Source organism: Acidocella sp. (assembly GCF_050253495.1).
Lineage (GTDB): Bacteria > Pseudomonadota > Alphaproteobacteria > Acetobacterales > Acetobacteraceae > Acidocella.
Genome location: NZ_JBFWIX010000013.1, coordinates 13,978 through 39,870 on the forward strand (window position 1 = coordinate 13,978; position 25,893 = coordinate 39,870).

Here is a 25,893-nt window from a genome sequence, read left to right on the forward strand (position 1 = left end):
AATCCTCCATGGAGACCGTGCGTGTCACCGGCCCCGATCTGATCCGGCGTGGCGCGATCGAGCGCGCGCGTGGCCGCATGGTGATCGCCGCGTTTCTGTTCATCGGGCTCTATAGCCTGGTGGCGCTGAAGCTGATCTGGGCCACGGTGGTCAACCCCATCCATCCCAGCCCGGCGCAGATCGCCGCGCTGACGCCCAAGCTGAGCGTGGCCCTGCCCCCGCCGGACAGGGCGGACATCGTCGACCGAAACGGCACCATTCTCGCGGTTTCGCTACCCGGCGCGTCGCTTTACGCCGATCCGAAGCAAGTGCCGGACCCGCAGGCGGCGGCGGCGATGTTGACCAATGCCCTGCCAGGCTCCAACGAGGCTTGGCTCGCCCACGCGCTGGGCGCCGGTGTGCCCAGGGAAAAGCGCAAGGAATTCGTCTATCTCGACCGCCGCTTGACCCCGCAGGAGGAGCTGGCGGTCAATTCACTCGGGATTCCGGGTATCTATTTCGAAAATCGCGAGGAACGCCATTATCCGGATGGCGATCTGGCGGCGCATATTCTGGGTGGCGTGAATATTGATTCCACCGGATTGGCGGGGGTCGAGAAATATTTCAACAAGCGGCTGGAGACCGACCCGCAGTCCCTGCAACTTTCGATCGATGCGGGCATTCAAAGCATCGTGCATGACGAGCTGGCCGCGGCGGTGAAGGAGTTCCAGGCGCCCGGGGCCTGCGCCATCGTGATGAACGTGCATACCGGTGAGGTGATGGCGATGGCCAGCCTGCCGGATTACGATGTGAACGATTACCGCTCGGCGACATCGAATCAGCAGTTCAACCGTTGTGTCAGCGGCCTTTACGAGCCCGGATCGGTCTTCAAGCTGCAAACCGTGGCCATGGGGCTGGATAGCGGCATGATCCATTGGTGGGATTATTTCGACACCACCCATCCCTTAAAGGTCGGGCGGTTCCGCATCACCGATTTCGAGCCGGTGCATAGCTGGATGGCGGTGCCGGAGATTCTCAACGTGTCCTCCAATATCGGCGCCTCGCGCATCGCCACCATATTGGGGCCGAAGATCGAGCAGGCCTGGTACCAGAAGCAGGGGTTGTTCGCGCCGCTGGATGTTCAGCTTCCCGGTCCGCCGATGCCGCTCTTTCCCTCGCCGAGCAATTGGGGGCTGGCGACGACGATGACGGTGTCCTTCGGCGCCGGCATCGCGATCTCCCCCTTGCAGCTCGTCACCGCCACGGCGCCCGTCGTCAATGGTGGCATACGGTACGACGCGACCCTGCTGAAGGTGGACCCGGATGGACCGCAACCCCAGGGCGTGCGGGTCATGAAGCAGAGCACGTCCGACACCATGCGGAAGCTGATGACCAACGTGGTGCTGTTTGGCACCGGCAAGAACGCCGCCGTGCCGGGCTATGTGGTTGGCGGCAAGACGGGCACGGCGCAGGTGGTGGGACCGAATGGCCGTTACCTGAAACATACCAACAACGCCTCCTTCATGGCGGCGTTCCCGATGCAGGATCCGCAATACATAGTTTATGTGCTGGTGATGCAGCCCAAGCCGGACAAGACCACGTTCGGCTTCACCACGGGCGGTTTCATCGCGGCGCCGACCGTGTCGCGCATCATTGCCCGGATCGGGCCGATGCTGGGCGTCATGCCTTCCACCGGGGATCAGCTCGCGCAGCTCGATGCTTCGTTGACCGTGCCGCTCAGCCCCACCACCCCGCCCGGTCAGAGCGCGTTGGGGCCGGGCAATCCGCTGCCGCCGGGCGCCAATGGCTTTGCTTATCTGCTGATGGGCAAGAAACCGCCCGCTTCGGCGTCGGCCGCGCAGCCAGCCAAGGGCGCGAAGGCCGAGCCGGCTGTCTCACGGGGGGCCAGCACGCGCCACGATGGGGTCATGGCGCCGGTTTCCCCGATGATGGGCAGCCACATGACCGCGCGGGACACTGGCAATGAACAAGGCTGAGATGCAAGGTGTGCTTGGCATAACGGCGGATAGCCGGGCGGTTGGGCCGGGTTATCTGTTTGCCGCCCTGCCGGGGGTCAAGGCCGATGGGCGGCGTTTCATCGGCGAGGCGGTGGCGCGCGGCGCCATCGCGGTGCTGGCGCCGGAGGGTACGGTCTGGCCGCCGGGCGTGCCGCCGCGCCGTTTGATCACGGCGGTGGATGCGCGGGCCAGGCTGGCTGAACTGGCGGTGGAGTTTTATGGCGTCCTGCCGGAACGGCTGGTGGCGGTGACGGGCACCAATGGCAAAACCAGCACCGTGGATTTTTTGCGGCAGATTTTCACGCTCGCCGGGCGCAAGGCGGCTTCCGTCGGCACGCTGGGGGTCATCGCGCCGGGGCATGAGCCCAGCGGCAGCTTGACCACGCCGGACCCGGTGGCGCTGGCGCGCACCCTCGCCGGGCTGGCGCGCGAGGGGGTGAGCGACGTGGCGATGGAAGCCTCCAGCCATGGGCTCGACCAGCACCGGCTGGATGGTCTGCGTTTCACGGCGGCGGGTTTCACCAATCTGACGCGCGACCATCTGGATTATCACGGCACCATGGAAGCCTATGGGCTCGCCAAGCTGCGCCTGTTCGAGGGGTTGTTGAAGCGCGGCGGCGCGGCGCGGGCCATGGCGGATCTGGACCCCGCCATTATGGCCAGGTTGCGGGCATTGGCCGCCGCTCAAGGGCAGGATTTCAGGGTGGTCGCGGTGGAGCGGGTGGAGCCGAGCCCGGGCGGGCAACGCCTATATGTGAATGGCCGGGCGGCGGAACTGCATCTGCCGGGGCGTTTCCAGGCCGATAACGCGGCGCTGGCCGCCAGTTTGGCGGAAGCGGCGGGGGTGAATGACCCGCTCGCATACCTGCCGCGTCTCACCGGTGTGCGCGGGCGGCTGGAGCGTGCCTTGGTGCTGCCCAACGGTGCCGCGGCCTATGTCGATTACGCCCATACGCCGGATGCCATTGCCCGGGTGCTGGCGGCGTTGCGCCCGCACGCCAGCGGCCGGCTGCATATCGTCTTTGGCGCGGGTGGAGACCGTGACCCCGGCAAACGTCCGTTGATGGGCGCGGCCGCCATGATAGGCGCGGACGTGGTTATCATAACCGATGATAACCCCCGCAACGAGGATCCGGCGCCGATCCGCCAGGCCATTCTGGCCGCTTGCCCGGGCGCGGTCGAAATAGCCGACCGCCGGGCCGCGATCGCCGCCGCCCTTGAGGGCTTGCGCGCGGGCGATGTGCTGGTGGTGGCGGGCAAGGGGCACGAGCAGGGGCAGATTGTGAAGGGCGAGGTGATTCCGTTCGACGATGTCTCGGTCATCCGTGAGCTGGGAGGGGCGCTATGAGCGTTCTCTGGAGCGCTGACGAATTGAAGGCCTTGTTCGGCGTGGGGTGGGATGTGTCCGGCATTTCCATCGACACGCGCAGCCTGCGGCCGGGCGATCTGTTCGTGGCGCTGCAAGGCGCGCGCGATGGACATGAGTTCGTGGAGGCCGCTTTCGCCAAGGGGGCGGCGGCGGCGCTGGTCTCGCGCCCGATGGCGGGCAATGCCATCCTGGTGACGGATGTGCTGAAGGCGCTGGAGGCGCTGGGGCAGGCGGCGCGAGCGCGCTCAGGCGCCAAGGCGGTGGCGGTGACCGGCTCGGTCGGCAAGACCACGGTCAAGGAGATGCTGCGGCGCACGCTCGCGGCCTTTGGCAAGGTGCATGCGGCGGAGGCGAGCTTCAACAACCATATCGGCGTCCCGCTGACCCTGGCGCGGATGCCGCGCGAGACGGATTTCGGCATATTCGAAATCGGCATGAACCACCCCGGCGAGATCGCGCCGCTGGCGGCGCTGGTGCGGCCGGATGTGGGTATCGTCACCTGTGTGGACCGGGCGCATCTGGGGCTGATGGGTTCGGAGCTGGCGATCGCCAAGGAGAAAGCCGGCATCTACGCGGCGCTCGCGCCGGCGGGCAAGGCGGTGATTCCGGGTGAGAGCGCCTATTTGCAGGTATTGCGCGAGGCGGTGCCGCCCGGCCATTGCGCGCTATTGTTCAACGGGCCCGAGGCCAGGCTGCTGGATATGCTGAGCGGGCCGGAGAATGCCGAGATCGCGGCGGAGGTTCTGGAGCGGAAGGTTTATTTCCGGCTCGCGGCGCCAGGGCGGCACATGGCCAGCAATGCGCTCGCGGTGCTGACCGCCGCCGCCGCGCTGGGGCTGGATGTGGAGGCGGCCGCCAGCGCGCTTTCGGGGTTCGCGCCTTATGCGGGGCGCGGGGCGCGGCGGATGCTGGCCCTGCCGGAAGGGGGGCGGGTTTTGCTGCTGGATGAAAGCTATAACGCTTCGGGCGCCTCCATGCGGGCGGCGTTTTCGGTGCTGAAGCTACAGCCCGGGCGGCATGTGGCGGTGCTGGGAGACATGCTGGAGCTGGGAGAGCACGCGCAGGGCGAGCATCTGGCCCTCGCGCCCGCGTTGCGGGAGAGCGCGGATGTGGTTTTTGCCGCCGGGCCGCATTGCGGGGCCTTGTTCGACTCGTTGCCGCGCGCCATGCAGGGCGCGCATGCGCCTGACGCGGCGGCGCTGGCACCCATGGTCAAGGCCGCATTGCGGGATGGCGACGCGGTGCTGGTGAAAGGCAGCCTCGGCAGCCGCATGCGCGATGTGATCTCTGCCCTGGAAAGTCCCGGCTGATGTTTTACTGGCTCCTGCTCCCGCTTGCCGGGCATATCCATGTTTTCAACCTGTTCCGGTACATCACCTTCCGGGCGGGCGGGGCATGCCTGACCGCGCTGATCATCAGCTTTTGGCTCGGCCCCAAGCTGATCCGCAAGCTGCGCGCCCTGCAACGCCATGGCCAGCCCATTCGCGCGGATGGGCCAGAGCGGCATCTGATCGAGAAAAAAGGCACGCCCACCATGGGGGGCACCTTGATTCTGCTGGCGCTTGGCGCCTCCACCTTGCTCTGGGCGGATCTGTCCAACGGGTATGTCTGGGCCACGCTGATGGTGACCTTTGGCTATGGCGCCATCGGTTTCGCGGATGATTTTCTGAAGCTGACCAAGCGCAACACCAAGGGTGTGTCGGGCCGCGCGCGGCTATTGGGCGAGGCGGCGATCGGGCTGGTGGCGGCCTTGTGGATGGCGCATCTGATGCCGCCGGCCATCGCCGATGGGGTGGCGCTGCCTTTCTTCAAGAATCTGCTGATTCCGCTGGGCTTCATGTTTCCCGTGTTCGGGTTGCTGGTGATGATGGGCTCGGCCAACGCGGTGAATTTCACCGATGGGCTGGATGGTCTCGCCACGGTGCCGACGATGATCGCCGCCGCCGTGTTCGGGTTGATCGCCTATCTCGTCGGCAACCGGATTTTCGCGGGGTATCTGGAAATCCATTTCGTGCCCGGCGTGGGGGAGCTGACCGTGTTCCTCTCGGCGCTGATCGGGGCGGGGATGGGGTTTCTGTGGTTTAACGCGCCGCCGGCGGCGGTGTTCATGGGGGATACGGGCTCGCTCTCGCTGGGCGGCGCGCTGGGCGCGGTGGCGGTGGCGACCAAGAACGAGATCGTGCTGGCCATCGTGGGCGGGCTGTTCGTGGTGGAGACCATTTCCGTCATCGTGCAGGTCTTCTGGTTCAAGCGCACCGGGCGGCGGGTGTTCCTGATGGCGCCGCTGCATCATCATTTCGAGAAGAAAGGTTGGGCGGAGCCGACGATCGTGATCCGTTTCTGGATCATCTCCATGATTCTGGGGCTGGTGGGGCTGGCCACCTTGAAGATAAGATGAGCGTTTTTTCCGGAAAATCCTTCGCGCTGGTCGGGCTGGGGCGAGCGGGGCTGCCCGCCGCGCGGCGCCTGCGCGAATTTGGCGCGCGGGTGCTGGTCTGGGACGATGGCGAGGCCAGCCGCGCGGCGGCGGCGGATGAGGGGTTTGAAGTGGGCCAGCCGTCCGAGGCCGGGCGCGCGTTCGACGCGCTGGTGCTCTCGCCGGGCATTCCCCATTGTCTGCCCAGGGCGCATCCGCAGGCCGCCTGGGCGGCGGCGCGGGGCATCGCCATCGTCACGGATGCCGAACTGCTCTACCAGGCTGTGCGGGGGCTGGGCTCCAGGGCGCGCTTTGCCGGTATCACCGGCACCAACGGCAAATCCACCACCACCGCGTTGCTGGCGCATATCCTCGACCAGGCGGGCATTCCCAACGCGGCGGGGGCGAATCTTGGCCCGGCGGCGCTTTCCCTGCCCATTCTGCCTGACGATGGCGTTTATGTGCTCGAAATGTCCAGCTATATGTTGGAGAGACTCGAAAGCCTGCGCTTCGATGCAGCGGCAATGCTGAATCTTTCGCCCGACCATCTGGACCGTCATGGCGACATGGCCGGCTATGAGGCCGCGAAGCGGGAGATTTTCGCGCGGCAGGATGAACGTTGCGTTGCCGTCATTGGCATGGACGACGCGCCCTCCCGCCGGATGGCGGCTTGGCTGCATACGCGCCCGGCCACGGTGATCGAAATTTCCGGCAAGGGGCATGAGACGGGCGCCAAGGCGCTGCGCGGGGAGCATAATGCCCAGAATGCGCTGGCCGCCGCGGCGCTGGCGCTGGCGCTGGGGGCAAGCGAGGAGGCCATCGCCAAGGGGATTTTGAGTTTCCCCGGGCTTGCCCATCGTGCCCAGGAGGTGGCGGTGCGCGAGGGGGTGCGCTTCGTCAATGACAGCAAGGCCACCAATGCGGACGCGGCGGCGCGGGCGATGGGCGTGTACGACCATTTTGTCTGGATCGCGGGGGGGGTTGCCAAGGCGGGCGGCATTGAGGATCTGGCGCCGCTGTTTCCGCGTATCGAGAAAGCCTTTCTGATCGGCCAGGATGGCGAGGCCTTCGCCAGGCGGCTGAGCGCCGCAGGAGTGGCGAACGACTATGTCGGCACGCTGGAAAATGCGGTGCCGGCGGCCTTCGCGGCGGCGAAGGCGGGCAGTGGGGTGGTTTTGTTCTCCCCCGCCACGGCGAGTTTCGACCAGTTTCCGAATTTCGAGGTGCGGGGCCAGCGTTTCGCCGCCCTGGCGAAAGGGGGTGCGTGATGCCGCAGCTTTCCCGGGCGGATACATCCCTCGTCGGCCGTTGGTGGTGGAGCGTGGACCGCGTGGCGCTGATGGCGCTCGCCGTGCTGCTGGGGGTTGGCTATGTGCTGGCGCTGGCGGCTTCCCCAGGGCTTTCGGCCCATATCACGGACCCGCGCACGCTGGCGATGATCAAGCAGATCATCTTTCTGCTGACCGGCGGGGTGATCATGTTGGGGCTTTCCATGCTCTCGCTGCGGCAGGTGAAGCTGGCGGCGCTGGGGCTTGGAATCGTGTTTTACCTGCTGACCGCTTTCACCCTGCTTCATGGCACCGAGGTGGATGGCGCCAAGCGCTGGCTCTCCCTGCCGGGATTCACCGTTCAGCCTTCGGAGTTCCTGCGCCCGGCTTATATCATCGTCACGGGCTGGTGCATCGCGGAATCGCGGCGCACGCCAGGGTTTCCGGGGCGGCGCGCGGCGGTTTGCGTTTTTCTCGCCACCGCGGCCTTGCTGAAAATGCAGCCCGACATCGGCATGACCTTTTTGTTCACCATGGTCGTGCTGTCGCAGTTCTATCTCGATGGGCTAGACATGAAATGGCTGCTCGTCGCGGGGGTGCTGCTGGTGTTGGCGGGGCTTTATGCCTTCTTCTTCATCAGCCATGTGCATACGCGCGTGATGATGTTCATCGACCCGCCCAAGGGCAGCCAGGCGCAGACGGCGCTGATGGCCTTCGGCAATGGCGGGATGTTCGGGCTTGGGCCGGGCGAGGGGCAGGTGAAGCAGTTTCTGCCCGATGCGCGGGCGGATTTCGTGTTCGCCGTGGCGGGTGAGGAGTTTGGGCTGTTCTTCTGCGCGTTCATCATCGCCGTGTTCGCCGCCATCGTGCTGCGCGCGCTGGTGCGGCTGCTGGCGGAGCCCAATTTGTTCGTCGTGCTTGCCGGCGGGGGCCTGGTGATCGCCTTTGGCTTGCAGGCCTTCGTCAACATGGCTTCCTCATTGTCGTTGATCCCCACGAAGGGGATGACGCTGCCCTTCATTTCCTATGGCGGTAGCGCGGTGCTGGCGACTTCGATCCAGATGGGGTTCCTGCTGGCTCTTACCCGCAAGCGACATGCGGGGGATGTGTCGTGAGGGCGCGGGCGCATCAGCCGATCATCATCGCCGCGGGCGGCACGGGGGGGCATTTCTTCCCGGCCGAGGCGCTGGCGGCGGAGTTGCAGGAGCGGGGCGAGCAGGTGGTGCTGCTGACCGATGCGCGTTCCGGCGGGTTGGCCTCGCCCGTTTTCGCGCGCACGCAGACGCATGTGGTGGCCGGCGCCGGGCTGGCCGGGCGCGGTTTCGCCCGTGCGGCCAAGGGGGCGCTGGTCCTGGCGCGCGGCGTGGTGCAAGCGCGTGGGATTTTACGCGGGCTGAAGCCTGGGGTGGTGGTGGCGTTTGGCGGTTATCCTTCCGTGCCGCCGGTGCTGGCCGCGGCGACGATGGGCGGGATGAAACCGCTGGTGGTTCTGCACGAGCAGAACGCGGTGCTGGGCCGGGCCAACCGGTTTCTTAGCCGTTTCGCCGATCTTCTGGCCTTGAATTTTGCCGATACGCGGCGTCTGCCGGAGACAGGGGAGAGGGTTGTGGTGGGAAATCCCGTCCGCCCCGTCATCGCGGCGCTTCATGGCCAGGGTTATGCGGCGCCGGCGCGGACGATTGAATTGCTGGTGGTTGGTGGCTCGCTGGGGGCGAAGGTGTTTTCGACATTGGTGCCGCAGGCCTTGGCGCAATTGCCGGCGGCCCTGCGCGCGCGCCTGCATGTGACGCAGCAATGCCGGGCCGATGACATTGAAACCGTCCGGCAAGTATTCGCGCAAGCGGGAATCGAGGCGGAGCTTTCGCCTTTTTTTACGGATATGGCGGCGCTTTTGACGCGCGCGCATCTGATCGTCGCCCGGGCCGGTGCGTCGACGGTGGCGGAGATCGCGGTGGCGGGACGACCGGCCATCTTCATTCCGCTGCCGGGCGCCATCGACGATCATCAACGCGCCAATGCCGATGCGCTGGCGATGCAAGGCGGTGCGCTGCGGCTCGATCAGGCGGGGCTGACATCTGAAATTTTAGCTGGGAAGATCGAGACTTTACTGATGGACTCTGAAGTTTTGACGAAAATGGCGGTGGCGGCGGCGCGGCTGGGAGAGCCGGCGGCGGCGGTGCGGCTGGCGAATCTGGTGATGGAAAGGGCGCGGGCATGAGGGCGCTGCCGCTTTCCATCGGGCCGATTCATTTCGTCGGTATCGGCGGTATCGGCATGTCCGGCATCGCCGAGGTGTTGCACGAGCTGGGGTATCAGGTGCAGGGGTCGGATCTATCGGAGAACGCCAATGTGCAGCGCCTGCGCGCCGCCGGGATTTCCGTGGCGGTGGGGCATGAGGCGAAAAATCTCGGCAATGCCCAGGTGGTGGTGATTTCCACCGCCGTGCCGAGGGATAATCCTGAGGTTGTCGCCGCGCGGGCCAAGCTGATCCCGGTTGTGCGCCGGGCGGAGATGCTGGCCGAATTGATGCGGCTGAAATGGTCCGTCGCCATCGCGGGCACGCATGGCAAGACCACCACCACCTCGCTGGTGGCGGCGGTGCTGGAGGGGGCCGGTTTTGACCCCACCGTGATCAATGGCGGCATCATCAATGCCTATGGCTCCAACACGCGTCTGGGCTCGGGCGATTGGATGGTGGTGGAGGCCGATGAATCGGATGGCAGCTTCCTGCGTTTGCCGGCGGTGATCGGCATCGTCACCAACATGGATCCGGAGCATCTGGACCATTGGGGGAGCAAGGAGGCGATGGAAGCCGGGTACCGGCAGTTCATTTCCAATATCCCGTTTTACGGTTTCGCGGTTTTGTGCATCGACCATCCAGCGGTACAGCAGATGATCCCCGATCTTTCGGATCATCGTCTGATCACCTACGGGTTTTCGCCGCAGGCGGATGTGCGCGCGGAGCGGATCATCTCCTCCAAGGACGGCGCGACCTTCGAGGTGCGCCTATCGGACCGCATCACCGGCCGGGCACGGCGCTTGGGGCCTTTCAAGCTGCCGATGCTGGGCAACCATAATGTCCAGAACGCGCTGGCGGCCATCACCGTGGCGCTGGAGATGGAGGTCGACGAGCCGCGCATCAAGGCGGCGCTTGCCAATTTCGCCGGTGTGAAGCGGCGTTTCACCAAGACCGGCGAAGCGGGCGGCATTACCGTGATCGATGATTACGGGCATCATCCGGTGGAGATCGCGGCGGTGCTGAAGGCGGCGCGTCAGGCGGGGGCGCGCGATGTGATCGCCGTGGTGCAACCGCACCGTTATACGCGGCTGCAAAGCCTGTTCGAGGAATTTTGCGCCTGCATGAACGATGCGGGCACGGTGATCGTCGCGGATGTGTATCCGGCGGGCGAACAGCCCATCGAAGGGGTGGACAAGGAAGCCCTGGTGGAGGGGCTGCGCGCGCGCGGGCACCGTTCCGTGGTGGCGATGGCCGATCCCGCGCATCTGCCCGAGATGGTGCATGCCATCGCCCGGCATGGGGATTATGTGGTTTGCCTGGGAGCGGGCAACATCACCCAATGGGCGGCGGCACTTCCACAGCAGCTTGCCGCGTTGCAGGCCCAGGCCTGGGCGGCGGGAGCGCGGCGATGATGACCGGCACGATCCCGGCCGCGCGCGGGCGCCTGAAGGAACATGAGGTGTTGGCGCCGTTCACGTGGTTTCGTGTCGGCGGGCCGGCGGAGTTCCTGCTACGCCCCGCGGATATAGAGGATCTGTGCGCGTTTCTGCGCGATTTGCCGTTGGAGATGCCGGTGACGGTGATCGGCGCGGCGTCCAATCTGATCGTGCGCGATGGCGGCCTCAATGGCGTCGTTATCAAGCTGGCCCGCGGGTTTGGCGATGTGGAGATCGAGGCGGATGGTTTGGTGGCGGGCGCGGCGGCCCTGGATGTGAGCGTGTCGGAGCATGCGGCCGCGGCGGGGTTGAGCGGGCTTGAGTTTCTCTCGGGCATTCCTGGCACCATTGGCGGCGCGGTGGCAATGAATGCGGGCGCCTATGGCGGGGACATGGCGGGGGTGCTGGACTGGGTGGATATCGCCACGCGGTCGGGCGAGTTGAAGCGGCTTTCCGTGCATGATCTCGGGCTGTCTTATCGCCATTCCAACCTGCCGGCCGATGCGGTGGTGGTGCGCGCGCGGCTGCGCGCGCGCCCTGGCGAGGCATCGCTGATCGGCGCGCGCATGGCTGAGATCAAATCCCGGCGCGAGGCCACCCAGCCGGTGCGCGCGCGCACCGGCGGCTCGACCTTCGCCAACCCGGAAGGGCAGAAGGCCTGGGAGCTGGTGGATGCAGCGGGCTGCCGGGGGCTCAAGCGTGGGAATGCCCAGGTTTCGGAACTGCATTGCAATTTTCTTCTGAATCTCGGCGGTGCCACGGCGGCCGAGCTGGAAGGGCTGGGGGAGGAGGTGCGCAGGCGGGTGCGGGAGAAATCCGGTGTTTCGCTGCGCTGGGAAATCAAACGGATCGGAGTGCCGGCGTGATGCGTGTTGCGGTGTTGATGGGGGGCATGTCCTCCGAACGCGAAGTGTCGTTGAATACCGGCGCGCAGGTTTCCGACGCGTTGCGCAAGGCTGGGTTCGATGTGCGCGAGATCGTTGTCACCGAGGATCTGGAAGCGTTGCTGACGGCGCTGAAGCCCCGGCCGGACGTGGTGTTCAACGCGTTGCATGGGCGTTTCGGCGAGGATGGCGTCATTCAGGGCGTGCTGGATTATCTGGGCCTGCCTTACACGCATTCCGGTGTGCGGGCCTCGGCCCTGGCGATGGACAAGGGGGCCGCGAAGGCGCTTTTCGCCGCCGCGGGATTGCCGGTGGCCGCGCATAGGATCATCGATGTTTCAGAATTGCTGGAGCGCCACCCGATTTCGCCGCCTTATGTGGTGAAGCCGGTGAATGAGGGGTCGTCCGTCGGTGTGTCCATTGTGAAGGAGGGCGATAATCATCGCGCTGAGATCGCCGCCAACTGGCATTTCGGCCCGGCGATGGTCGAGCAATATATTCCGGGACGGGAACTGACCGTGGGCGTGCTGGAGGACCGGGCGCTGACCGTGACGGAGATTCTGCCGGCCGAGACATTTTACGATTACCACGCCAAATACGCGGCCGGGGGCTCGCGCCATGAATTGCCCGCGAACGTGCCCGCCGAGATCGCCAAAAGCGCGCAGGAGATCGCGGTGGCGGCGCACAAGGCGCTGGGGTGCCGGGGCGCCTCGCGCGCGGATTTGCGCTATGACGAGGAAACCGGACGGTTGATTCTGCTGGAGGTGAATACGCAGCCGGGCATGACCGCGACCTCGCTGTTGCCGGAGCAGGCCGCGTATGAGGGCATGGATTTCCCCTCGCTTTGCGCTTGGATGGTGGAGAGGGCGGCATGTCGCGTGTAGAGACGCTGGAACGCCCCGCCAAGGCGCCGGCACGCGCGCGCTCCCGCACCGCGCGTGCGCGCAAGCCGGCCCCGCCGCAGGACCGGCTGACCCAGCGGACGCTGTTTTTTCGCCGTCTCAGGAAAAATCTGAGGCCAGGGCTCTGGATTTTGGGGACCGGCGCGGTTGTGCTGCTGGGTGTGGAACTGGTGCGCAGCCTGCCGAGCGCGCCGCAATCCGTGCCGGCTGCGCCCAGTGCCGCCAGTTCCGCCTTGCCGCCGCCCGTGGCGGCGCCAGCCCCGGTGGTGCAGCCGGGCTTGCTGGCCGATGCGCTGGCCAGTGTCGGTTTCCGGATCACTCAAGTCGTGACGCATGGCGCCGGGGCCACCGACGCGGCGGCCTTGGCCCAGGCCATCGGCGTGAAGGATGGCGACCCGACTTTTGGTTTTTCCTTACGGGGCATTCAGCAGCGGGTTGGGGCGCTGGGGCCGGTGCAGGCCGTGACCGTGGAGCGCATTCTGCCCGGCACGCTGGTGGTGAACATCACCGAGCGCGATGTCTATGCGATCTGGCAGACGATTCAGAATGGCAAGGTCGTGTTTGAGCTGATCGACAAGAAAGGCAATGTCATCGCTGACCAGGATGCCGCGGCGGCGAAGCGGCGCCAGCCTTCCTTGCTGCTGCTCTCGGGCGCGGGCGCGCCCGAGCAGGCGAATTTGTTGATACCCGAGCTGAAAGCGCAGCCCAGCGTGCTCTCGCATGTGGCGGCGGCGGAACGCGTGGACGGACTGCGTTGGAACCTGATCCTGAAGAACCAAACGGTGGTGAAGCTGCCGGCGCAGGATGAGGCCGGGGCGCTGGCGCAGCTTGCCTCGTTGCAGAAATCCATGCAGTTGCTCGACAGGCCGGTGGAGGCGATCGATCTGCGCCAGGCGGGGCGGATGGTCGTGCGCCCATATGATACCGCGCCACAGCCGGCCGATGCGCAGAAGAAGAACAAACCCGATAGACGGCAGGAGGGACAATGAACAGCATGACGCGCCGCCCGCCTATGTTGGATGGTGGGACGAAACCGCCGCCGGAGGAGATGTTGCGAAGCCGCAATGTCAAGTCTGGCCCGTTCGGGGTGCTGGATATTGGGTCCACCAAGATCGCCTGTCTTATCGGGCGGGGGGAATCCGACGGCAGGCTCCGCGCCTTGGGGTTTGGCTGGCAGAAGAGCCGGGGGATCAAATCCGGCGGGATCGTCGATCTCGACGAGGCCGAGCGCGCGATCCGCGCCGCTGTTGGTCAGGCCGAGGATATGGCGGATATGCGCCTGAAATCCGTGTATGTGAATCTGTCCTGCGGCCAGCCGGAATCGCGTTTGTTCAATGTGCAATGGCCCGTCGATGGCCGGGCGGTCAATACCGACGATATTCGCCGCGTGGTGCGTGAGGCGCGCATGCGCGCCGCCATGGAAGGGCGGGTGACGATCCATGCCTTGCCGTTGAATTTCTCCGCCGACGAGACGCCGGGGGTGACCGATCCACGGGGCTTGTTCTGCGACACGCTGACGGCGCAGCTGCATGTCGTGGATGCCAGCACGACGGCGCTGCGCACGCTGGCGGCCTGCCTATCGCGCTGCGAGCTGGATATTGCCGCGCTGGTTTCGGCACCTTATGCGGCGGGGTTGGTCTCGCTGGTGGGCGATGAGCGTGAGTTGGGCGCCACGGTTATCGACATGGGAGGCGGCACCACCACCATGGCGGTGTTTTTCGAAGGGCAGGTGGTGCATACCGCGCAACTTCCCGTTGGAGGCAACCATGTCACGACCGATATCGCGATGGGGCTGTCCACGCCGATTGCCCATGCGGAAAGGTTGAAGGCGCTTTATGGCAATTGCCATTCCTCGCCGGACGATGCGCGCGAGCTTTTGCCGGTGCCGTCCGTGGGGGAGGCGGAGCATCAAATCGCTCAGGTGCCGCGTTCGCATCTCATTTCCTGCATCAAGCCACGGCTTGAGGAAATTTTCGAAATGACGAAAGACAGGTTGGAGACGGCGGGGTTGGGCCGCGCCGGAAATGGCCGCGTGGTGCTGACGGGAGGCGCTTCCCAGCTTGGCGGCGTGCGGGATCTGGCCTCGCAAATTCTCGAAAGGCCGGTGCGGCTGGGGCGGCCCGGTGGCATGATCGGCCTGCCCGATTCGGCGAATGCGCCGAATTTCGCCACACTTATGGGCTTGTTGGCCTTCGCCTCCGGAGATGGCCAGACGATGCAGGACATAAATTTCGAGGCGGAGCGGCATTCCGGCTGGTTCAGCCGGTTTGTCGATTTTTTAAAAAATCGTGTTTGACATGAAAACGACGCGTTCTTTACCGATGCTGTTCAAGGAGAGAGAATCACATGGTTTTGCATTTGTCGGTCGATAAGCCCACGCATACGGATTTCACACCCCGCATCACCGTGTTCGGCGTCGGCGGCGGTGGGTGCAATGCCGTCAACAACATGATCGAGATGAATCTCCCCGGTGTGGAGTTTGTCGTCGCCAATACGGATGCGCAGCAATTGCAGCGCTCCCTGGCGGAAAAACGGATTCAGCTCGGGCCGCACCTCACCCAGGGCAATGGCGCGGGTGGGCGCCCTGACATCGGTAAACTCTCCGCCGATGAAGCCGCCGACGATCTGGCGCGGCATCTTGAGAACACGCACATGGTCTTCATCACCGCCGGCATGGGGGGAGGCACAGGCACGGGGGCCGCGCCGGTCATCGCGCGTATGGCCCGCGAGCGTGACATTCTCACGGTCGGTGTGGTGACCAAGCCGTTCGCCTTCGAAGGCAAGCGGCGCATGCGCGCGGCCGAGGAAGGCATCGTCGAGATGCAGGCCTATGTCGACACGCTGATCGTGATCCCGAACCAGAATCTCTTCAAGGTCGCCAATGAGCGCACCGGCTGGAAAGAAGCGTTCGAGATGGCCGACAACGTGCTCTATATGGGCGTGCGCGGCGTGACCGACCTGATGGTGATGCCCGGTATCGTGAATCTGGATTTTGCCGATGTCCGCTCCGTGATGCGCGAGATGGGCAAGGCGATGATGGGCACTGGCGAGGCCGAGGGCGAGGATCGCGCGATCCGCGCCGCCGAGGCCGCGATCAGCAACCCGTTGCTCGAAGACACCAACATGAAGGGCGCGCGCGGTCTGTTGATCAACATCACCGGCGGTTCCGACGTGACGTTGTTCGAGATCGATCAGGCCGCCAACCGCGTGAGCGAGGAGGTCGACACCGACGCCAATATCATGTTCGGCATGTCGCTCGACGAAACGATGTCCGGACGTATCCGCGTGTCGGTGGTGGCAACGGGCATTGATTCGATGCCCGTTGCCGTGCCGAACCTCAAGGTTGTGAATGGCGGCGCCGAAAACAATAATTTCGTGCAGGCCGTGGCGACGCAGAACGCGCAGCAGCCTGCGGCCATGGGAACCGGGGCTGGAGCTGGCGGGCGCCCCGCTGGCTATGTGCCCGAGCCGCCCGCCGCGCCGCTGGTCGCCAAGGCCTATGCCGAGCGTGGACAGGAAATGCCCGTGGCCCAGCAGGCCCCGGTCATGGAAGCAGCGCCGGTGATGGAAGCCCCGGCCCCGCGCCCGGCGGCCACGCTGCGCCCGGCCATGACGCAAGCACCGGCCCCCACGCCGGTGCGCGCGCCCGAGCCGCCGAAGAGCACGAGCATCTTTAAATCCGTGTTCGGGTTTGGCGCCCATAAGGCCGCGGCACCGGCGCCGCAGCCCCACCGCCAGGAGCCCGCGATGCGCGCGGACGAGACCGCCCAACCCGAAGCGCCCCGTGCGGCCGTGCGGCCCGCGCAGATGGATGAGGTCGGGTTGGAAATTCCGGCTTTCCTGCGCCGCAATCAGTAAGTTTCGCCTCATATTCATGCTGCAACCCCAGGCCTGGTGCCTGGGGTTTTTTGTTGCCGCGATAAAAGCGCGTCTTGACATGAAGGCGGGAATAAACGGGATATTTTCTGGGTAACATTGTTTAAAAACAAAAGGTTGTAACGAAATAATCAGAAATAATGATTTATTGGCCGTGTTGCGGTGCGGCGATTAAGTTTAATGCGTGATAAACGGACTGGATTCTCATGTCGTCTTTGCGTGACAGGTACAGCATGATTCAGCGTGACGCTGTTCCCCGCCGGACCTTGAAAGCCCCCATTTCCGCCGTGGGAAAGGGATTGCATAGCGGCGCGGATGTGCGGATCGTACTGCGCCCGGCGCCGTTGAATGCGGGAATTTTGTTCCGCCGGACGGATCTAGGCGCCGATATTCCGGCGCGGTTCGACAATGTCACCGATACGCGGCTTTGCACGCTGGTTTCGCGCGGTGAGGCCAAGGTGGGCACCATTGAGCATCTGATGGCCGCTCTGGCCGCCGCCGCCGTGGACGACCTGATAATCGAGGTGGATGCGCCGGAATTGCCGGTGTTCGATGGCTCCGCCGCATCGTTCCTGTTTCTGGTCGAGAGTGCTGGAACCGTGGAGCATGGCGGAGCCCGCCCGGTTCTGGATATTCTGCGCCCCGTGCGTGTCGAGCAAAACGGTGCGTTTGCCGAGCTGCGCCCACACCAGGATGGCGGGGATGGGTTCGATTTGTCGCTCTCCATCGAGTTTCAGGCCAAGGCCATCGGCGCGCAGGCTTATCATTTCCACCTTTCGGAAGCCGGGTTCGCTACGGAAATCGCCCGGGCGCGGACCTTCACCCTGCGCGGGGAGATCGAGGCATTGCACAAGGCTGGGCTGGCCCGGGGTGGGTCGCTTGCCAATGCCGTGGTGGTGGATGACGAAAAAATCATGAATCCCGAGGGGCTGCGCTATGACGATGAATTCGTCCGGCACAAGCTGCTGGATGTGATCGGCGATTTATATCTGGCTGGCGCGCCGATTCATGGCCGCTTCATTGGCAACCGGACCGGCCATGGTCTGAACAACCAGCTTTTGCGGGCGGTTTTCGCCGATCAGGCCAATTACCGTCTGGCGACCGGAGCGCTGGAAGCGCCATTGCAACTGACGGCCGCCTGACGGGGGCGTCTTGCACCGAGGCGGGGGCTGGTCTACCTCGCGGCAGCAACTTCAGGAGCTGCCCATGACCGCCATTGCTGACATTGTCGCCCGTGAAATTCTCGATAGCCGGGGCAACCCGACCGTGGAGGTTGATGTGCTGCTGGAATCCGGCGCCTTTGGCCGGGCGGCCGTGCCCTCCGGCGCCTCCACCGGTGCGCATGAGGCGGTGGAGCTGCGCGATGGCGATAAATCCCGCTATGGCGGCAAGGGCGTGCTGAAGGCCGTGCAGGCTGTCGAAGGCGAGATTCTGGATACGATCGGCGGGTTGGATGCCGAGGATCAGATCGGCATCGACAATATTCTGATCGATCTGGACGGCACGCCGAACAAGGCCCGTCTGGGCGCGAATGCCATTCTCGGTGTCTCCCTGGCGCTGGCCAAGGCGGCCGCGGTGGATAACGGGCTGCCGCTTTACCGTTATATCGGCGGTGTGTCCGCCCGGACCCTGCCGGTGCCGATGATGAATATCGTCAATGGGGGCAAGCATGCCGACAACCCGATCGATATTCAGGAATTCATGATCCAGCCCGTGGGCGCTGCGTCCGTCGCCGAGGCGGTGCGGATCGGCGCGGAAATCTTCCATACGCTGAAGAAGCTGCTGGCCGAGGGGGGACATAACACCAATGTCGGCGATGAGGGCGGTTTCGCGCCGAACCTGAAATCCGCCGACGAGGCACTGAGCTTCATCGCCAAGGCCTGCGAGATGGCTGGCTACAAGCCGGGTGAGGACATCACCTTCGCGCTGGATTGTGCCTCCACTGAATTCTTCAAGGATGGCGTTTATGACCTCGAGGGCGAGGGCAAGCGCTTCGATGCCGGGCAGATGATCGATTATCTGGCCGATCTGTGCGGGCGCTACCCCATTGCTTCCATCGAGGATGGCTGTGCCGAGGATGATTGGGAGGGCTGGAAGGCGCTGACCGACCGGCTCGGCGGTAAGTTGCAACTGGTGGGAGATGATCTGTTCGTCACCAACCCTGTGCGTCTGCGCCGGGGCATCGAGGCGGGCACGGGTAATTCCATTCTGGTGAAGGTCAATCAGATCGGCACGCTGACCGAGACGCTGGAAGCGGTCGAAATCGCGCATCGCGCGGGTTATACCGCCGTGATGTCTCATCGTTCTGGTGAGACGGAAGATTCGACCATCGCCGATCTCGCGGTGGCGACGAATTGCGGGCAGATCAAGACCGGTTCGCTGGCCCGCTCCGACCGGACGGCGAAATATAACCAACTGATCCGCATCGAGGCGGAGCTGGGTGGCACGGGCCGCTATTACGGCCCGATGATGCGCAAGGCCTAAGACGGCCATGCCCGGCGGGATCTGTCCCGCCGGGCATGATTTTACCAGCTATTATCGTTCAGATCGTCGCCACCGCTGTCGCCCCAGCCTGGGTCGCCGAGCAACCCGTCATCTTGATCGGGGGTGAAATCCTGCTGGGGAGGCGCGGCCTGGGCCTCGTGGCCCCCCATCAGCCCATCCACCACCCGTTCCCCGGCGGCAAAGCCAGCCCCCGCCGCAAGGCCGGTCATGATGGAACTGCCCAAGCCGCCGCCCATCGGCCCGTAGCCGGTGGGGCCGTAAGGGGGTTGACCGTTCGGGCCATAGGCGCCGTAAGGCGCGTTCGGGTTGCCTGGATAACGGCGATAGGCCGGGTTCATCGCGCCGCGGCGGAAGCCGGAGAACAGACGCAGCAGCACGAACAGCAGCACCAGCCCGCCTATGACCAGCAGCACCGGGCTGAAACCGCCGCCCGCGTGGCCCATGCCGGCGTTTTTCAGCCCGCCATTGATATGGGCGCGCAGGGCCTCGGCTTTCTGCTGATTGGCGAAGGGCAGGCCCGGCGCATATTGCTCGGCCTTGGCCAGAGCCTGGGCGGCGGCGTTTTCATTGCCGCGCGCATCCTGCGCCTCGGCCATCAGATACCAGGCCGTGCCGCTGTCGGGATGGTGCTGCAATACGCCATTCAGCGCTTGCGTGGCGCTGCCGGCCTGACCGTTATCGATCATGCTCTGGATCTGGCGTGGTGTCGGCCCTTCGGTTTGGGCGAAGGCGGGCAGGGCGGGAGCCAGCAGAAGGCCGCCGGCCAGCGCCATGGGGATGAGGGAAAAACGTGTCATATTCAGGAGTCCTTTAGGCTTCCTATTATAATCTGGTGAGGCCCGGGCCGAAAGTCCATTGCGGCTTATAGGGCACAGGCAGGAGAAACAAAGCGTAACGGAGCATTATTAATATACGCGGCGCACAAAATTGAATAAAATCCGATTCGTGGGGAGAAACACTGCGCGGGAGGCCAGAATCGTCTCACCCAGTCTCAAATGGTGACAAGGAGGCCCCTTGCATGCCCAGTCTGGCTCACGCCGAGGATGACGTAACCACAGTCTCCAACCCGCTCGATCTGGTGGAACAGGTCGTTTCCGCGAATGAATGGATGTTTGACCGCCGTTCCGAATCCGACCTCGCCGCCGAGGCGCAAGGCAAATGGTGCGATTACGGGATGTATTTTTGCTGGTCGGATGAGATTTCGGTCATGCATTTCACAGCCGCGTTCGACATGAAGGCGCCGGTGAAGCAGCGCGGCGCGCTGTATGAGCTGCTGGCCAAGGCCAATGAACGGCTCTGGATCGGCCATTTCGGCATGGATGAGGAAACGGGCATGCCGGTCTACCGCCACGCCATGTTGTTGCGTGGCACACCCAGCGCCGCGGCGGAATCGATCGAGGATCTGATCGATATCGCCATCACCGAATGCGAGCGGTTTTTTCCGGCGTTCCAGTTCGTGATTTGGGGTGGCAAGAGCGCCGAGGAAGCCCTGGATGCCGCCATGCTGGAATGTGCCGGCGAGGCCTGAGGCCGGTTTGCGCGGGTAAGTTTATCCGGCCGGATGATTTCATTCGGCCGGATGTTGCTCTAGAGCGGTGTCATGACCGCTCTTCCTTCCCTTCTGCTCATCGGCGGTGGCCGCATGGGCAGCGCCTTGCTCGCCGGATGGCGTGAGCAAGGCCTCTCCCAGGCTTTTGTCATCGACCCTTCGCCGGGCGCGCAATCCCTGGCCGGGCCGGGCGTGACGGTACTGAAGGATGCCTCCCAACTGCCAGCGGGGTTCATGCCGGAGGCGGTGGTGCTTGCGGTGAAGCCGCAAATGGCCGACGGCGCCTTGCCGGCCTATGGCCGTTTCGCGGCGACGGCCTTGTTCATCTCCATCATGGCGGGAAAGACCGTGCGGGGCGTGGCCGGGCTTCTGGGAGGCGCGCCCGCCATTGTGCGCGCCATGCCCAACACGCCGGCCGCCGTGCGCCAGGGCATTACCGTGGCGTTTGCCGGTGCCGAGGTTTCCTCCGCGCGGCGCGATCTCGCGGCGCGGCTGCTCGCCGCCGTGGGAGAGGTGGCCTGGGTGGAGGAAGAGGCCATGCTGGACCCGGTGACCGCCATTTCCGGCGGTGGCCCGGCTTATGTATTTTTGCTTACGGAGCTTCTGGAACAAGCGGGGCTGGACCAGGGGCTGCCCGCGGGGTTGGCCCGAATCATGGCCCGGCAAACCGTTATTGGCTCGGCGGGGCTGCTGGCGGCTTCTTCCGAGACGCCCGAGGCGCTGCGCGTGGCCGTGACCTCCCCCGGTGGCACCACCGCCGAGGCGTTAAAACTGTTGCGCGCGGATGACGCCTTGCCGAAAATTTTCAAGGCAGCCATTCAGGCGGCCACTGAACGCTCACGGGAGCTCTCCGCTTAATTTACTTTGCCCCCCCCCGGTTGCTACACCGCGCCCCAGCAGAACCCTGGGAAGACCTAGCATGAAAATTGTCGCCTGCAACAGCAACCGCCCCCTGGCTGAGGCTGTCGCTGCTGGTTTGAACCTGCCATTGGCGAAAGCCTCCATCCGGCGCTTCGCGGATATGGAAGTGTTCGTGGAGATTCACGAGAATGTGCGTGGCGAGGATGTGTTCGTCATCCAGTCCACCTCTTACCCGACCAATGACAATCTGATGGAGTTGCTGATCACGCTGGATGCGCTGCGGCGCGGTTCGGCCCGGCGGGTCACGGCCGTCATACCGTATTTCGGCTATGCGCGGCAGGATCGCAAATCCGGGCCGCGCACGCCGATTTCGGCGAAGCTGGTGGCCAATATCATTACCGAGGCGGGTGCGAGCCGCGTACTGACCATGGATCTCCATGCGGGGCAGATTCAGGGCTTCTTCGATATTCCGGTGGATAATTTGCCGGCCGCTCCGCTCTTTTCGCGCGATATTCAGGAGCGTTTCGAGGGGCGGACGCCGATGATCGTGTCGCCGGACGTGGGCGGTGTGTTGCGCGCGCGCATTATCGCCCGGCGGCTGAACACGGATCTGGCGATTATCGATAAGCGCCGGGAGCGTGCCGGTGTGTCCGAGGTGATGAACATCATCGGCGATGTGAAGGACCGCCACTGCATTCTGGTCGATGACATTGTCGATTCTGGCGGCACGCTTTGCAACGCCGCCGAGGCGCTGCTGGCCAATGGCGCCAAATCCGTCGAGGTTTATGTCTCGCACGGGGTGCTGTCCGGTGGCGCGGTGGCGCGGATCGCCGCTTCGCCGATCGAGATGATGACCATTACCGATTCCATCATGGCGACAGAGGCCGTGCGTCTGGCCCATAATATCCGCCAGCTCTCCATTGCGCCGTTGTTGGCCGAGGCGATGCGCCGCATCTCCACGGAAAGCTCCGTCAGCTCGTTGTTCGATTAACGGTGCGCCTCCCCATTGCCGGGGGGTAGAGCCATCTGATCTGGATCTGAGACCGCGTTCCGCCCTGGGCTGGACGCGGTTTTTAATTGTCTTAAACTCTCCTGGCGGCGCGCATGGCGCCATGAAAACGCCGGGAGCCACAATGAAACTTTTCTATTTCCCCAATGCCTGTTCGCTCGGTATCCATGTTCTGCTGGAGGAAATCGGCAAGCCGTTCGAATTGGTGAAGGTCGATTTCACGTCTGGCGCCCAGTATAAGGAGGCTTATGTCTCGTTAAACCCGAAATCCAAGGTGCCAGCCCTGGCCCTGGATGATGGTACGCTGGTGACCGAGTGGCCGGCCATCGCCTGGTATCTGGCCAAGACCAACCCCGAAGCGCATTTGCTGCCGGCGAGCATCGAGGGGGAGGTTCGTGTGCTGGAACTGCTCGATTATATGATCGCCACCCTGCATATGCGCGGCTTTACCCGTATTTTTCGCCCCGGCGCCTTTACCCCCACCAATTCCGACGAACCCGCCGTGCAGCGCACCGGGCGTGAGACGGCGGAGGCGGGGTTTAAGCTGCTGGCCCAGACTTTAGGCGCGAAGGCCTATCTGCTGGGGGATTTCTCCATTGCGGATGCGGCCTTGTTCTTCCTGACCTATTGGGCCGCGTACCGGGCCGATATGACCCTGCCGCAGCCTTTGGCCGCGCATCTTGAGCGGATGCGCGCCCGCCCGGCCGTGCAACGGGCCCTGGCCAGCGAGGAGTTGGCCTGAGATGGCGTTGCCGCGTGTTCCGTTCTGGTATCTGCGCCATGGTGAAACACGGTATAACGCCGCTGGCCTCAGCCAGGGGGCGTTGGATGTCGAGTTGAACGCCACGGGCAGGGCGCAGGCGGAACGCGCCGGACCGTTTCTGGCGGGGCGGGGGATCACGGGCATCGTCTCCTCGCCGATGCTGCGCACGCGTGAGACGGCGGATATCGTCAATGGCTTTCTGCGCCTTGGCATCAGCTATGAGCCAGGCCTGCGGGAAGTGGTGTTTGGCGGCATGGAAGGCAAGCCACTTTTGCCCTGGTTTCCCGAATGGCTGGAAGGGCGCTACGTCCCTGAAGGTGCGGAAAGTTTCGCGGCTTTGACGGTGCGGGTTGAAACGGCGATGGAAACTGTTCTGGCCGGGCGGCCTGGTCCGGTGCTGATCGTCGCTCATGGCGGGGTATTCCGCGCGCTGCGTGAATTGATGGGACTGCCAAGGGAAGGTGTCACCCGCAATGCCGTGCCGCTTTATTGCGAACCTGGAGAGCACGGGTGGCAAATCGTCAGCCCGGGGGAGGAGGATTAGTCCCTGTCTTGTTTGAGGGCCATGCTGGCGGCGAGCTGGGAGAATTGAAAAATCAGCGGCGGTTTAGGCGCATGTTATAAAAACGTCTGAAAGCCCGGGCTCTTTTTGGGAAAAGGCTGGTCGGCTCAAACCGCCCGGGCCGAAAGCGATATGGAAATTTTACGACGTGGGAAGGTTCAGCGTCAGGGCCACGGGGACATGGTCCGAAGGCTGTTCCCAGCTGCGGGCTTCACGCAGGATCTCATGGCTGTCCAGTGCGGGAACGAGGTCAGAGGAGACCCAGATATGGTCCAGCCGGCGGCCGCGGTTGGAAGCCGCCCAGTCGCGGTTACGGTAAGACCACCAAGTATAAAGCTTTTCTGAGTCTGGAACGAAGTGCCTGATGCCGTCATGAAACCCGGTATCGCGCCATGCCGTTAGCGCCTCGACCTCGACAGGTGTATGGCTGACGACATCGAGAAGCTGTTTATGGCTCCAGACATCATGTTCCAACGGGGCAATGTTCAGGTCGCCGACGAGAATGGCGCGCTGGGGCGGAGTTTTTTTGAAATGTGCCTTGGCCTCGGCCAGAAAATCCAGCTTATGCGCGAATTTCTCGTTGCTGCCACGGTCGGGAACATCGCCACCGGCGGGGACGTAGAAATTATGAAGATGCAGCGGGCCGTTGGGTGTTTCGATGGTTGCGCAGATATGGCGGCAATCGGTCTTGCCACACCAATCGGGCATGGATGAAGCCAGGGTCAGCGGCAGGCGTGAGAGCAGGGCCACGCCATTATAGCTTTTCATGCCGCGTTTCAGCACGTGCGGAAAGCCGATCTCAGCGGCGATCGCTTCTGGAAACAGCTCATCCGGCACCTTGGTTTCTTGCAGGCAGATGATGTCTGGCCGCAAGGCCGCCACCAGCTTGTGCAGATGTGCCTGGCGCAAGCGCAGGGAATTGATGTTCCAGGTGGCGACGGTCAGTTTCATGCGGCTTTTCTACAGCCTTTTCCGGGGCTGGCTATCCCCCGGTCGGTATCGGAGATGAGGAGGGCGTGAATTGGAACAGGGAATTCGGGAAAGGCCCGCCCGGCGCGATGTCGTACAGATGCACGCTGGTTTGTTTGCCTTGCGCATCGGTGACCACCCAGGCGCGCAATTCCAGCGGATCGGTCGAGAAAGACAGGGTCAGCGTGCCGGCGGCTTCCTTGCCCTTACGGGCCAGTGTCAGATTCACCTGGCCTGGCTGACGGTCGATATTGGTGACATAGACGCCCGCTGATTCGAGATTCACATGCGGGGCCAGCAAAATGCCAAGCGGCGTGGAGCTGAGCGGAATATTGGTGGTCTGCCCCAGCTGAGGGTCGTGATAGACCAGGATGCCAAAACCGGCGACGAGTAGTTGCGGATCCGGAGGGTCGTAGGCAAAGCGCATCTTGCCGGGCCGTTCCAGCCAAGCCTTGCCGGTGCGGGTCGAGCCGTCCGCGGCGACTTGCAGGAAGTTCGCCGTCAGCCCTTTCTGGGCGTTCAGATAGGCCTCGATCTGGGCGATCAATGCCTTGTCAGAAGCCGATAGGGGCTTTGGCGCTGTCTGCCCCCAGGCCGGAGCAGACAGCGAGACAGCCAGAAACAGCGCCGCCACGCCCAGGGAGCGGCGGCGGCAGGAGGGGTTAGCCGGCAGCGCGGCGGCTGGAGGCTTCGGTTTTGTTCGCAGCGAGAGCATCGACCATAATATGGCGCGTCTCGCGCAGAAATGCAGCCCCCTTCACGGTGCGCTGGACCAGAACGGAGCGGCGGTCCGACGGGTCGACCTTACGGCGGACATAATCAAGCTCCGTCAGACGGTCGAGCGCGCGGGTGATCGCGGGTTTCGAGACGTTCAGCTCCTGCGCCAAGCCACGCACCGTATGGCCACCCTCGTTCAAATAACAGGTGAGGAACACTCCCAGCTGCCGGGCCGAAAGATCGACGCCGTCCCGCCGTACCAGTGAAACGATGGTGTCACGGAGGATTCCAACCAGCTGGTCAGACGAAAGTTGTGGAGAAGCCATACTCTTAAAATTCCTTAGATAGCGAAAATCGCTTGAATTGTCAGCAAAAAGCCAAAGCTCTTCACCGCCTAAACGATTAGTGCACGATACTATAGGAATTTTCAAAGGCGCTTCAATATGAAAGCGGAAAAATCTTTGTCCGTACTACTAACAAAACCAAACTTTCCTGTCGGCTGTGTTACAAAACTGGCGCGGTGGTTGAACACGGAAGGGTTGTGTTGAAAAAAACAAGTCTATATCAATAT

At 64.0% G+C, this 25,893-nt stretch carries 24 protein-coding genes; 20 read left to right on the plus strand and 4 right to left on the minus strand.

Annotated features, from left to right (window positions below):
- The first annotated feature begins 8 nt into the window (after window positions 1–8).
- From AB7D48_RS11075 to eno, 15 genes are all read left to right on the plus strand, one after another.
- Window positions 9–1,976, plus strand: a complete 1,968-nt coding sequence (locus AB7D48_RS11075) for a peptidoglycan D,D-transpeptidase FtsI family protein (RefSeq protein WP_427978929.1) — start codon at window positions 9–11, stop codon at window positions 1,974–1,976.
- Window positions 1,963–3,345, plus strand: a complete 1,383-nt coding sequence (locus tag AB7D48_RS11080; protein WP_427978931.1) for a UDP-N-acetylmuramoyl-L-alanyl-D-glutamate--2,6-diaminopimelate ligase — start codon at window positions 1,963–1,965, stop codon at window positions 3,343–3,345. The genes AB7D48_RS11075 and AB7D48_RS11080 overlap by 14 nt, the downstream gene beginning before the upstream one ends.
- Window positions 3,342–4,676 (plus strand): UDP-N-acetylmuramoyl-tripeptide--D-alanyl-D-alanine ligase, encoded by a 1,335-nt coding sequence (locus tag AB7D48_RS11085; RefSeq protein WP_427978933.1) that lies wholly within the window; start codon window positions 3,342–3,344, stop codon window positions 4,674–4,676. Before AB7D48_RS11080 ends, AB7D48_RS11085 begins: the two co-directional genes overlap by 4 nt.
- Window positions 4,676–5,764: a phospho-N-acetylmuramoyl-pentapeptide-transferase gene (gene mraY, locus AB7D48_RS11090; RefSeq protein WP_427978936.1), complete on the plus strand. Its 1,089-nt coding sequence runs from the start codon at window positions 4,676–4,678 to the stop codon at window positions 5,762–5,764. The genes AB7D48_RS11085 and mraY overlap by 1 nt, the downstream gene beginning before the upstream one ends.
- Entirely contained in the window at window positions 5,761–7,050 is a 1,290-nt protein-coding gene (gene murD, locus AB7D48_RS11095) for a UDP-N-acetylmuramoyl-L-alanine--D-glutamate ligase (RefSeq protein WP_427978939.1), read from the plus strand. The genes mraY and murD overlap by 4 nt, the downstream gene beginning before the upstream one ends.
- On the plus strand, window positions 7,050–8,165 hold the full coding sequence (locus AB7D48_RS11100) for an FtsW/RodA/SpoVE family cell cycle protein (RefSeq protein ID WP_427978942.1): 1,116 nt from the start codon (window positions 7,050–7,052) through the stop codon (window positions 8,163–8,165). The genes murD and AB7D48_RS11100 overlap by 1 nt, the downstream gene beginning before the upstream one ends.
- The gene (murG, locus tag AB7D48_RS11105; RefSeq protein WP_427978945.1) at window positions 8,162–9,268 is read left to right on the plus strand and encodes an undecaprenyldiphospho-muramoylpentapeptide beta-N-acetylglucosaminyltransferase; all 1,107 of its coding nucleotides are present in this window, start codon (window positions 8,162–8,164) and stop codon (window positions 9,266–9,268) included. The genes AB7D48_RS11100 and murG overlap by 4 nt, the downstream gene beginning before the upstream one ends.
- Complete coding sequence (gene murC, locus AB7D48_RS11110) at window positions 9,265–10,701, plus strand: UDP-N-acetylmuramate--L-alanine ligase (protein ID WP_427978947.1); 1,437 nt, start codon at window positions 9,265–9,267, stop codon at window positions 10,699–10,701. Before murG ends, murC begins: the two co-directional genes overlap by 4 nt.
- Entirely contained in the window at window positions 10,698–11,591 is an 894-nt protein-coding gene (murB, locus tag AB7D48_RS11115) for a UDP-N-acetylmuramate dehydrogenase (RefSeq protein WP_427978949.1), read from the plus strand. Before murC ends, murB begins: the two co-directional genes overlap by 4 nt.
- Window positions 11,591–12,493 carry a D-alanine--D-alanine ligase gene (locus tag AB7D48_RS11120; RefSeq protein ID WP_427979141.1) on the plus strand — a complete coding sequence of 301 codons (903 nt, stop codon included), beginning with the start codon at window positions 11,591–11,593 and terminating at the stop codon, window positions 12,491–12,493. The genes murB and AB7D48_RS11120 overlap by 1 nt, the downstream gene beginning before the upstream one ends.
- Window positions 12,481–13,500, plus strand: a complete 1,020-nt coding sequence (locus AB7D48_RS11125; protein WP_427978952.1) for a cell division protein FtsQ/DivIB — start codon at window positions 12,481–12,483, stop codon at window positions 13,498–13,500. The genes AB7D48_RS11120 and AB7D48_RS11125 overlap by 13 nt, the downstream gene beginning before the upstream one ends.
- Window positions 13,497–14,807, plus strand: coding sequence for a cell division protein FtsA (gene ftsA, locus AB7D48_RS11130; protein WP_427978955.1), 1,311 nt, complete (start codon window positions 13,497–13,499; stop codon window positions 14,805–14,807). The genes AB7D48_RS11125 and ftsA overlap by 4 nt, the downstream gene beginning before the upstream one ends.
- A gap of 50 nt (window positions 14,808–14,857) precedes the next feature.
- Window positions 14,858–16,369: a cell division protein FtsZ gene (gene ftsZ / locus AB7D48_RS11135; RefSeq protein WP_427978957.1), complete on the plus strand. Its 1,512-nt coding sequence runs from the start codon at window positions 14,858–14,860 to the stop codon at window positions 16,367–16,369.
- 251 nt (window positions 16,370–16,620) lie between these two features.
- On the plus strand, window positions 16,621–17,529 hold the full coding sequence (gene lpxC / locus AB7D48_RS11140) for a UDP-3-O-acyl-N-acetylglucosamine deacetylase (protein ID WP_427978960.1): 909 nt from the start codon (window positions 16,621–16,623) through the stop codon (window positions 17,527–17,529).
- 64 nt (window positions 17,530–17,593) lie between these two features.
- The gene (gene eno, locus AB7D48_RS11145) at window positions 17,594–18,871 is read left to right on the plus strand and encodes a phosphopyruvate hydratase (RefSeq protein WP_427978963.1); all 1,278 of its coding nucleotides are present in this window, start codon (window positions 17,594–17,596) and stop codon (window positions 18,869–18,871) included.
- Window positions 18,872–18,912: 41 nt separating this feature from the next.
- Here eno and AB7D48_RS11150 read toward each other — a convergent pair whose 3' ends face one another.
- Window positions 18,913–19,689: a tetratricopeptide repeat protein gene (locus AB7D48_RS11150; protein WP_427978965.1), complete on the minus strand. Its 777-nt coding sequence runs from the start codon at window positions 19,687–19,689 to the stop codon at window positions 18,913–18,915.
- 221 nt (window positions 19,690–19,910) lie between these two features.
- Between AB7D48_RS11150 and AB7D48_RS11155 the strand changes: the two genes are divergently transcribed.
- The 5 genes from AB7D48_RS11155 to AB7D48_RS11175 all read left to right on the plus strand — a co-directional run bounded on the left by AB7D48_RS11155 (window position 19,911) and on the right by AB7D48_RS11175 (window position 23,618).
- On the plus strand, window positions 19,911–20,420 hold the full coding sequence (locus AB7D48_RS11155; protein WP_427978968.1) for a YbjN domain-containing protein: 510 nt from the start codon (window positions 19,911–19,913) through the stop codon (window positions 20,418–20,420).
- Between the two features lie 72 nt (window positions 20,421–20,492).
- Complete coding sequence (gene proC / locus AB7D48_RS11160; RefSeq protein ID WP_427978970.1) at window positions 20,493–21,299, plus strand: pyrroline-5-carboxylate reductase; 807 nt, start codon at window positions 20,493–20,495, stop codon at window positions 21,297–21,299.
- 61 nt (window positions 21,300–21,360) lie between these two features.
- The gene (locus tag AB7D48_RS11165) at window positions 21,361–22,293 is read left to right on the plus strand and encodes a ribose-phosphate pyrophosphokinase (protein WP_427978973.1); all 933 of its coding nucleotides are present in this window, start codon (window positions 21,361–21,363) and stop codon (window positions 22,291–22,293) included.
- 142 nt (window positions 22,294–22,435) lie between these two features.
- A complete protein-coding gene (locus AB7D48_RS11170) occupies window positions 22,436–23,053 on the plus strand; it encodes a glutathione S-transferase N-terminal domain-containing protein (protein WP_427978975.1) in 618 nt (205 codons plus the stop codon).
- A 1-nt stretch (window position 23,054) separates the two neighbouring features.
- Window positions 23,055–23,618 carry a histidine phosphatase family protein gene (locus AB7D48_RS11175; RefSeq protein WP_427978977.1) on the plus strand — a complete coding sequence of 188 codons (564 nt, stop codon included), beginning with the start codon at window positions 23,055–23,057 and terminating at the stop codon, window positions 23,616–23,618.
- Between the two features lie 159 nt (window positions 23,619–23,777).
- Here AB7D48_RS11175 and xth read toward each other — a convergent pair whose 3' ends face one another.
- Genes xth through AB7D48_RS11190 form a run of 3 tightly spaced genes read right to left on the minus strand, consistent with a single transcriptional unit; the run spans window position 23,778 to window position 25,648 of the window.
- On the minus strand, window positions 23,778–24,587 hold the full coding sequence (gene xth, locus AB7D48_RS11180; RefSeq protein WP_427978980.1) for an exodeoxyribonuclease III: 810 nt from the start codon (window positions 24,585–24,587) through the stop codon (window positions 23,778–23,780).
- 31 nt (window positions 24,588–24,618) lie between these two features.
- Entirely contained in the window at window positions 24,619–25,320 is a 702-nt protein-coding gene (locus AB7D48_RS11185) for a LolA family protein (protein WP_427978983.1), read from the minus strand.
- On the minus strand, window positions 25,268–25,648 hold the full coding sequence (locus tag AB7D48_RS11190) for a MarR family transcriptional regulator (RefSeq protein ID WP_427978985.1): 381 nt from the start codon (window positions 25,646–25,648) through the stop codon (window positions 25,268–25,270). The genes AB7D48_RS11185 and AB7D48_RS11190 overlap by 53 nt, the downstream gene beginning before the upstream one ends.
- Between the last annotated feature and the right edge of the window lie 245 nt (window positions 25,649–25,893).

Bases quoted from the DNA above. Each gene is read 5' to 3' on its own strand.
- AB7D48_RS11190 (WP_427978985.1), bottom strand. From the start codon at position 25,648: ATGGCTTCTCCACAACTTTCGTCTGACCAGCTGGTTGGAATCCTCCGT.
- mraY (WP_427978936.1), top strand. From the start codon at position 4,676: ATGTTTTACTGGCTCCTGCTCCCGCTTGCCGGGCATATCCATGTTTTC.
- ftsA (WP_427978955.1), top strand. From the start codon at position 13,497: ATGAACAGCATGACGCGCCGCCCGCCTATGTTGGATGGTGGGACGAAA.
- AB7D48_RS11125 (WP_427978952.1), top strand. From the start codon at position 12,481: ATGTCGCGTGTAGAGACGCTGGAACGCCCCGCCAAGGCGCCGGCACGC.
- murC (WP_427978947.1), top strand. From the start codon at position 9,265: ATGAGGGCGCTGCCGCTTTCCATCGGGCCGATTCATTTCGTCGGTATC.
- AB7D48_RS11120 (WP_427979141.1), top strand. From the start codon at position 11,591: ATGCGTGTTGCGGTGTTGATGGGGGGCATGTCCTCCGAACGCGAAGTG.
- lpxC (WP_427978960.1), top strand. From the start codon at position 16,621: ATGATTCAGCGTGACGCTGTTCCCCGCCGGACCTTGAAAGCCCCCATT.
- proC (WP_427978970.1), top strand. From the start codon at position 20,493: ATGACCGCTCTTCCTTCCCTTCTGCTCATCGGCGGTGGCCGCATGGGC.
- xth (WP_427978980.1), bottom strand. From the start codon at position 24,587: ATGAAACTGACCGTCGCCACCTGGAACATCAATTCCCTGCGCTTGCGC.
- AB7D48_RS11100 (WP_427978942.1), top strand. From the start codon at position 7,050: ATGCCGCAGCTTTCCCGGGCGGATACATCCCTCGTCGGCCGTTGGTGG.
- AB7D48_RS11080 (WP_427978931.1), top strand. From the start codon at position 1,963: ATGAACAAGGCTGAGATGCAAGGTGTGCTTGGCATAACGGCGGATAGC.
- AB7D48_RS11075 (WP_427978929.1), top strand. From the start codon at position 9: ATGGAGACCGTGCGTGTCACCGGCCCCGATCTGATCCGGCGTGGCGCG.
- murB (WP_427978949.1), top strand. From the start codon at position 10,698: ATGATGACCGGCACGATCCCGGCCGCGCGCGGGCGCCTGAAGGAACAT.
- AB7D48_RS11165 (WP_427978973.1), top strand. From the start codon at position 21,361: ATGAAAATTGTCGCCTGCAACAGCAACCGCCCCCTGGCTGAGGCTGTC.
- AB7D48_RS11085 (WP_427978933.1), top strand. From the start codon at position 3,342: ATGAGCGTTCTCTGGAGCGCTGACGAATTGAAGGCCTTGTTCGGCGTG.
- eno (WP_427978963.1), top strand. From the start codon at position 17,594: ATGACCGCCATTGCTGACATTGTCGCCCGTGAAATTCTCGATAGCCGG.
- AB7D48_RS11175 (WP_427978977.1), top strand. From the start codon at position 23,055: ATGGCGTTGCCGCGTGTTCCGTTCTGGTATCTGCGCCATGGTGAAACA.
- ftsZ (WP_427978957.1), top strand. From the start codon at position 14,858: ATGGTTTTGCATTTGTCGGTCGATAAGCCCACGCATACGGATTTCACA.
- AB7D48_RS11150 (WP_427978965.1), bottom strand. From the start codon at position 19,689: ATGACACGTTTTTCCCTCATCCCCATGGCGCTGGCCGGCGGCCTTCTG.
- AB7D48_RS11185 (WP_427978983.1), bottom strand. From the start codon at position 25,320: ATGCTCTCGCTGCGAACAAAACCGAAGCCTCCAGCCGCCGCGCTGCCG.
- murD (WP_427978939.1), top strand. From the start codon at position 5,761: ATGAGCGTTTTTTCCGGAAAATCCTTCGCGCTGGTCGGGCTGGGGCGA.
- AB7D48_RS11170 (WP_427978975.1), top strand. From the start codon at position 22,436: ATGAAACTTTTCTATTTCCCCAATGCCTGTTCGCTCGGTATCCATGTT.
- AB7D48_RS11155 (WP_427978968.1), top strand. From the start codon at position 19,911: ATGCCCAGTCTGGCTCACGCCGAGGATGACGTAACCACAGTCTCCAAC.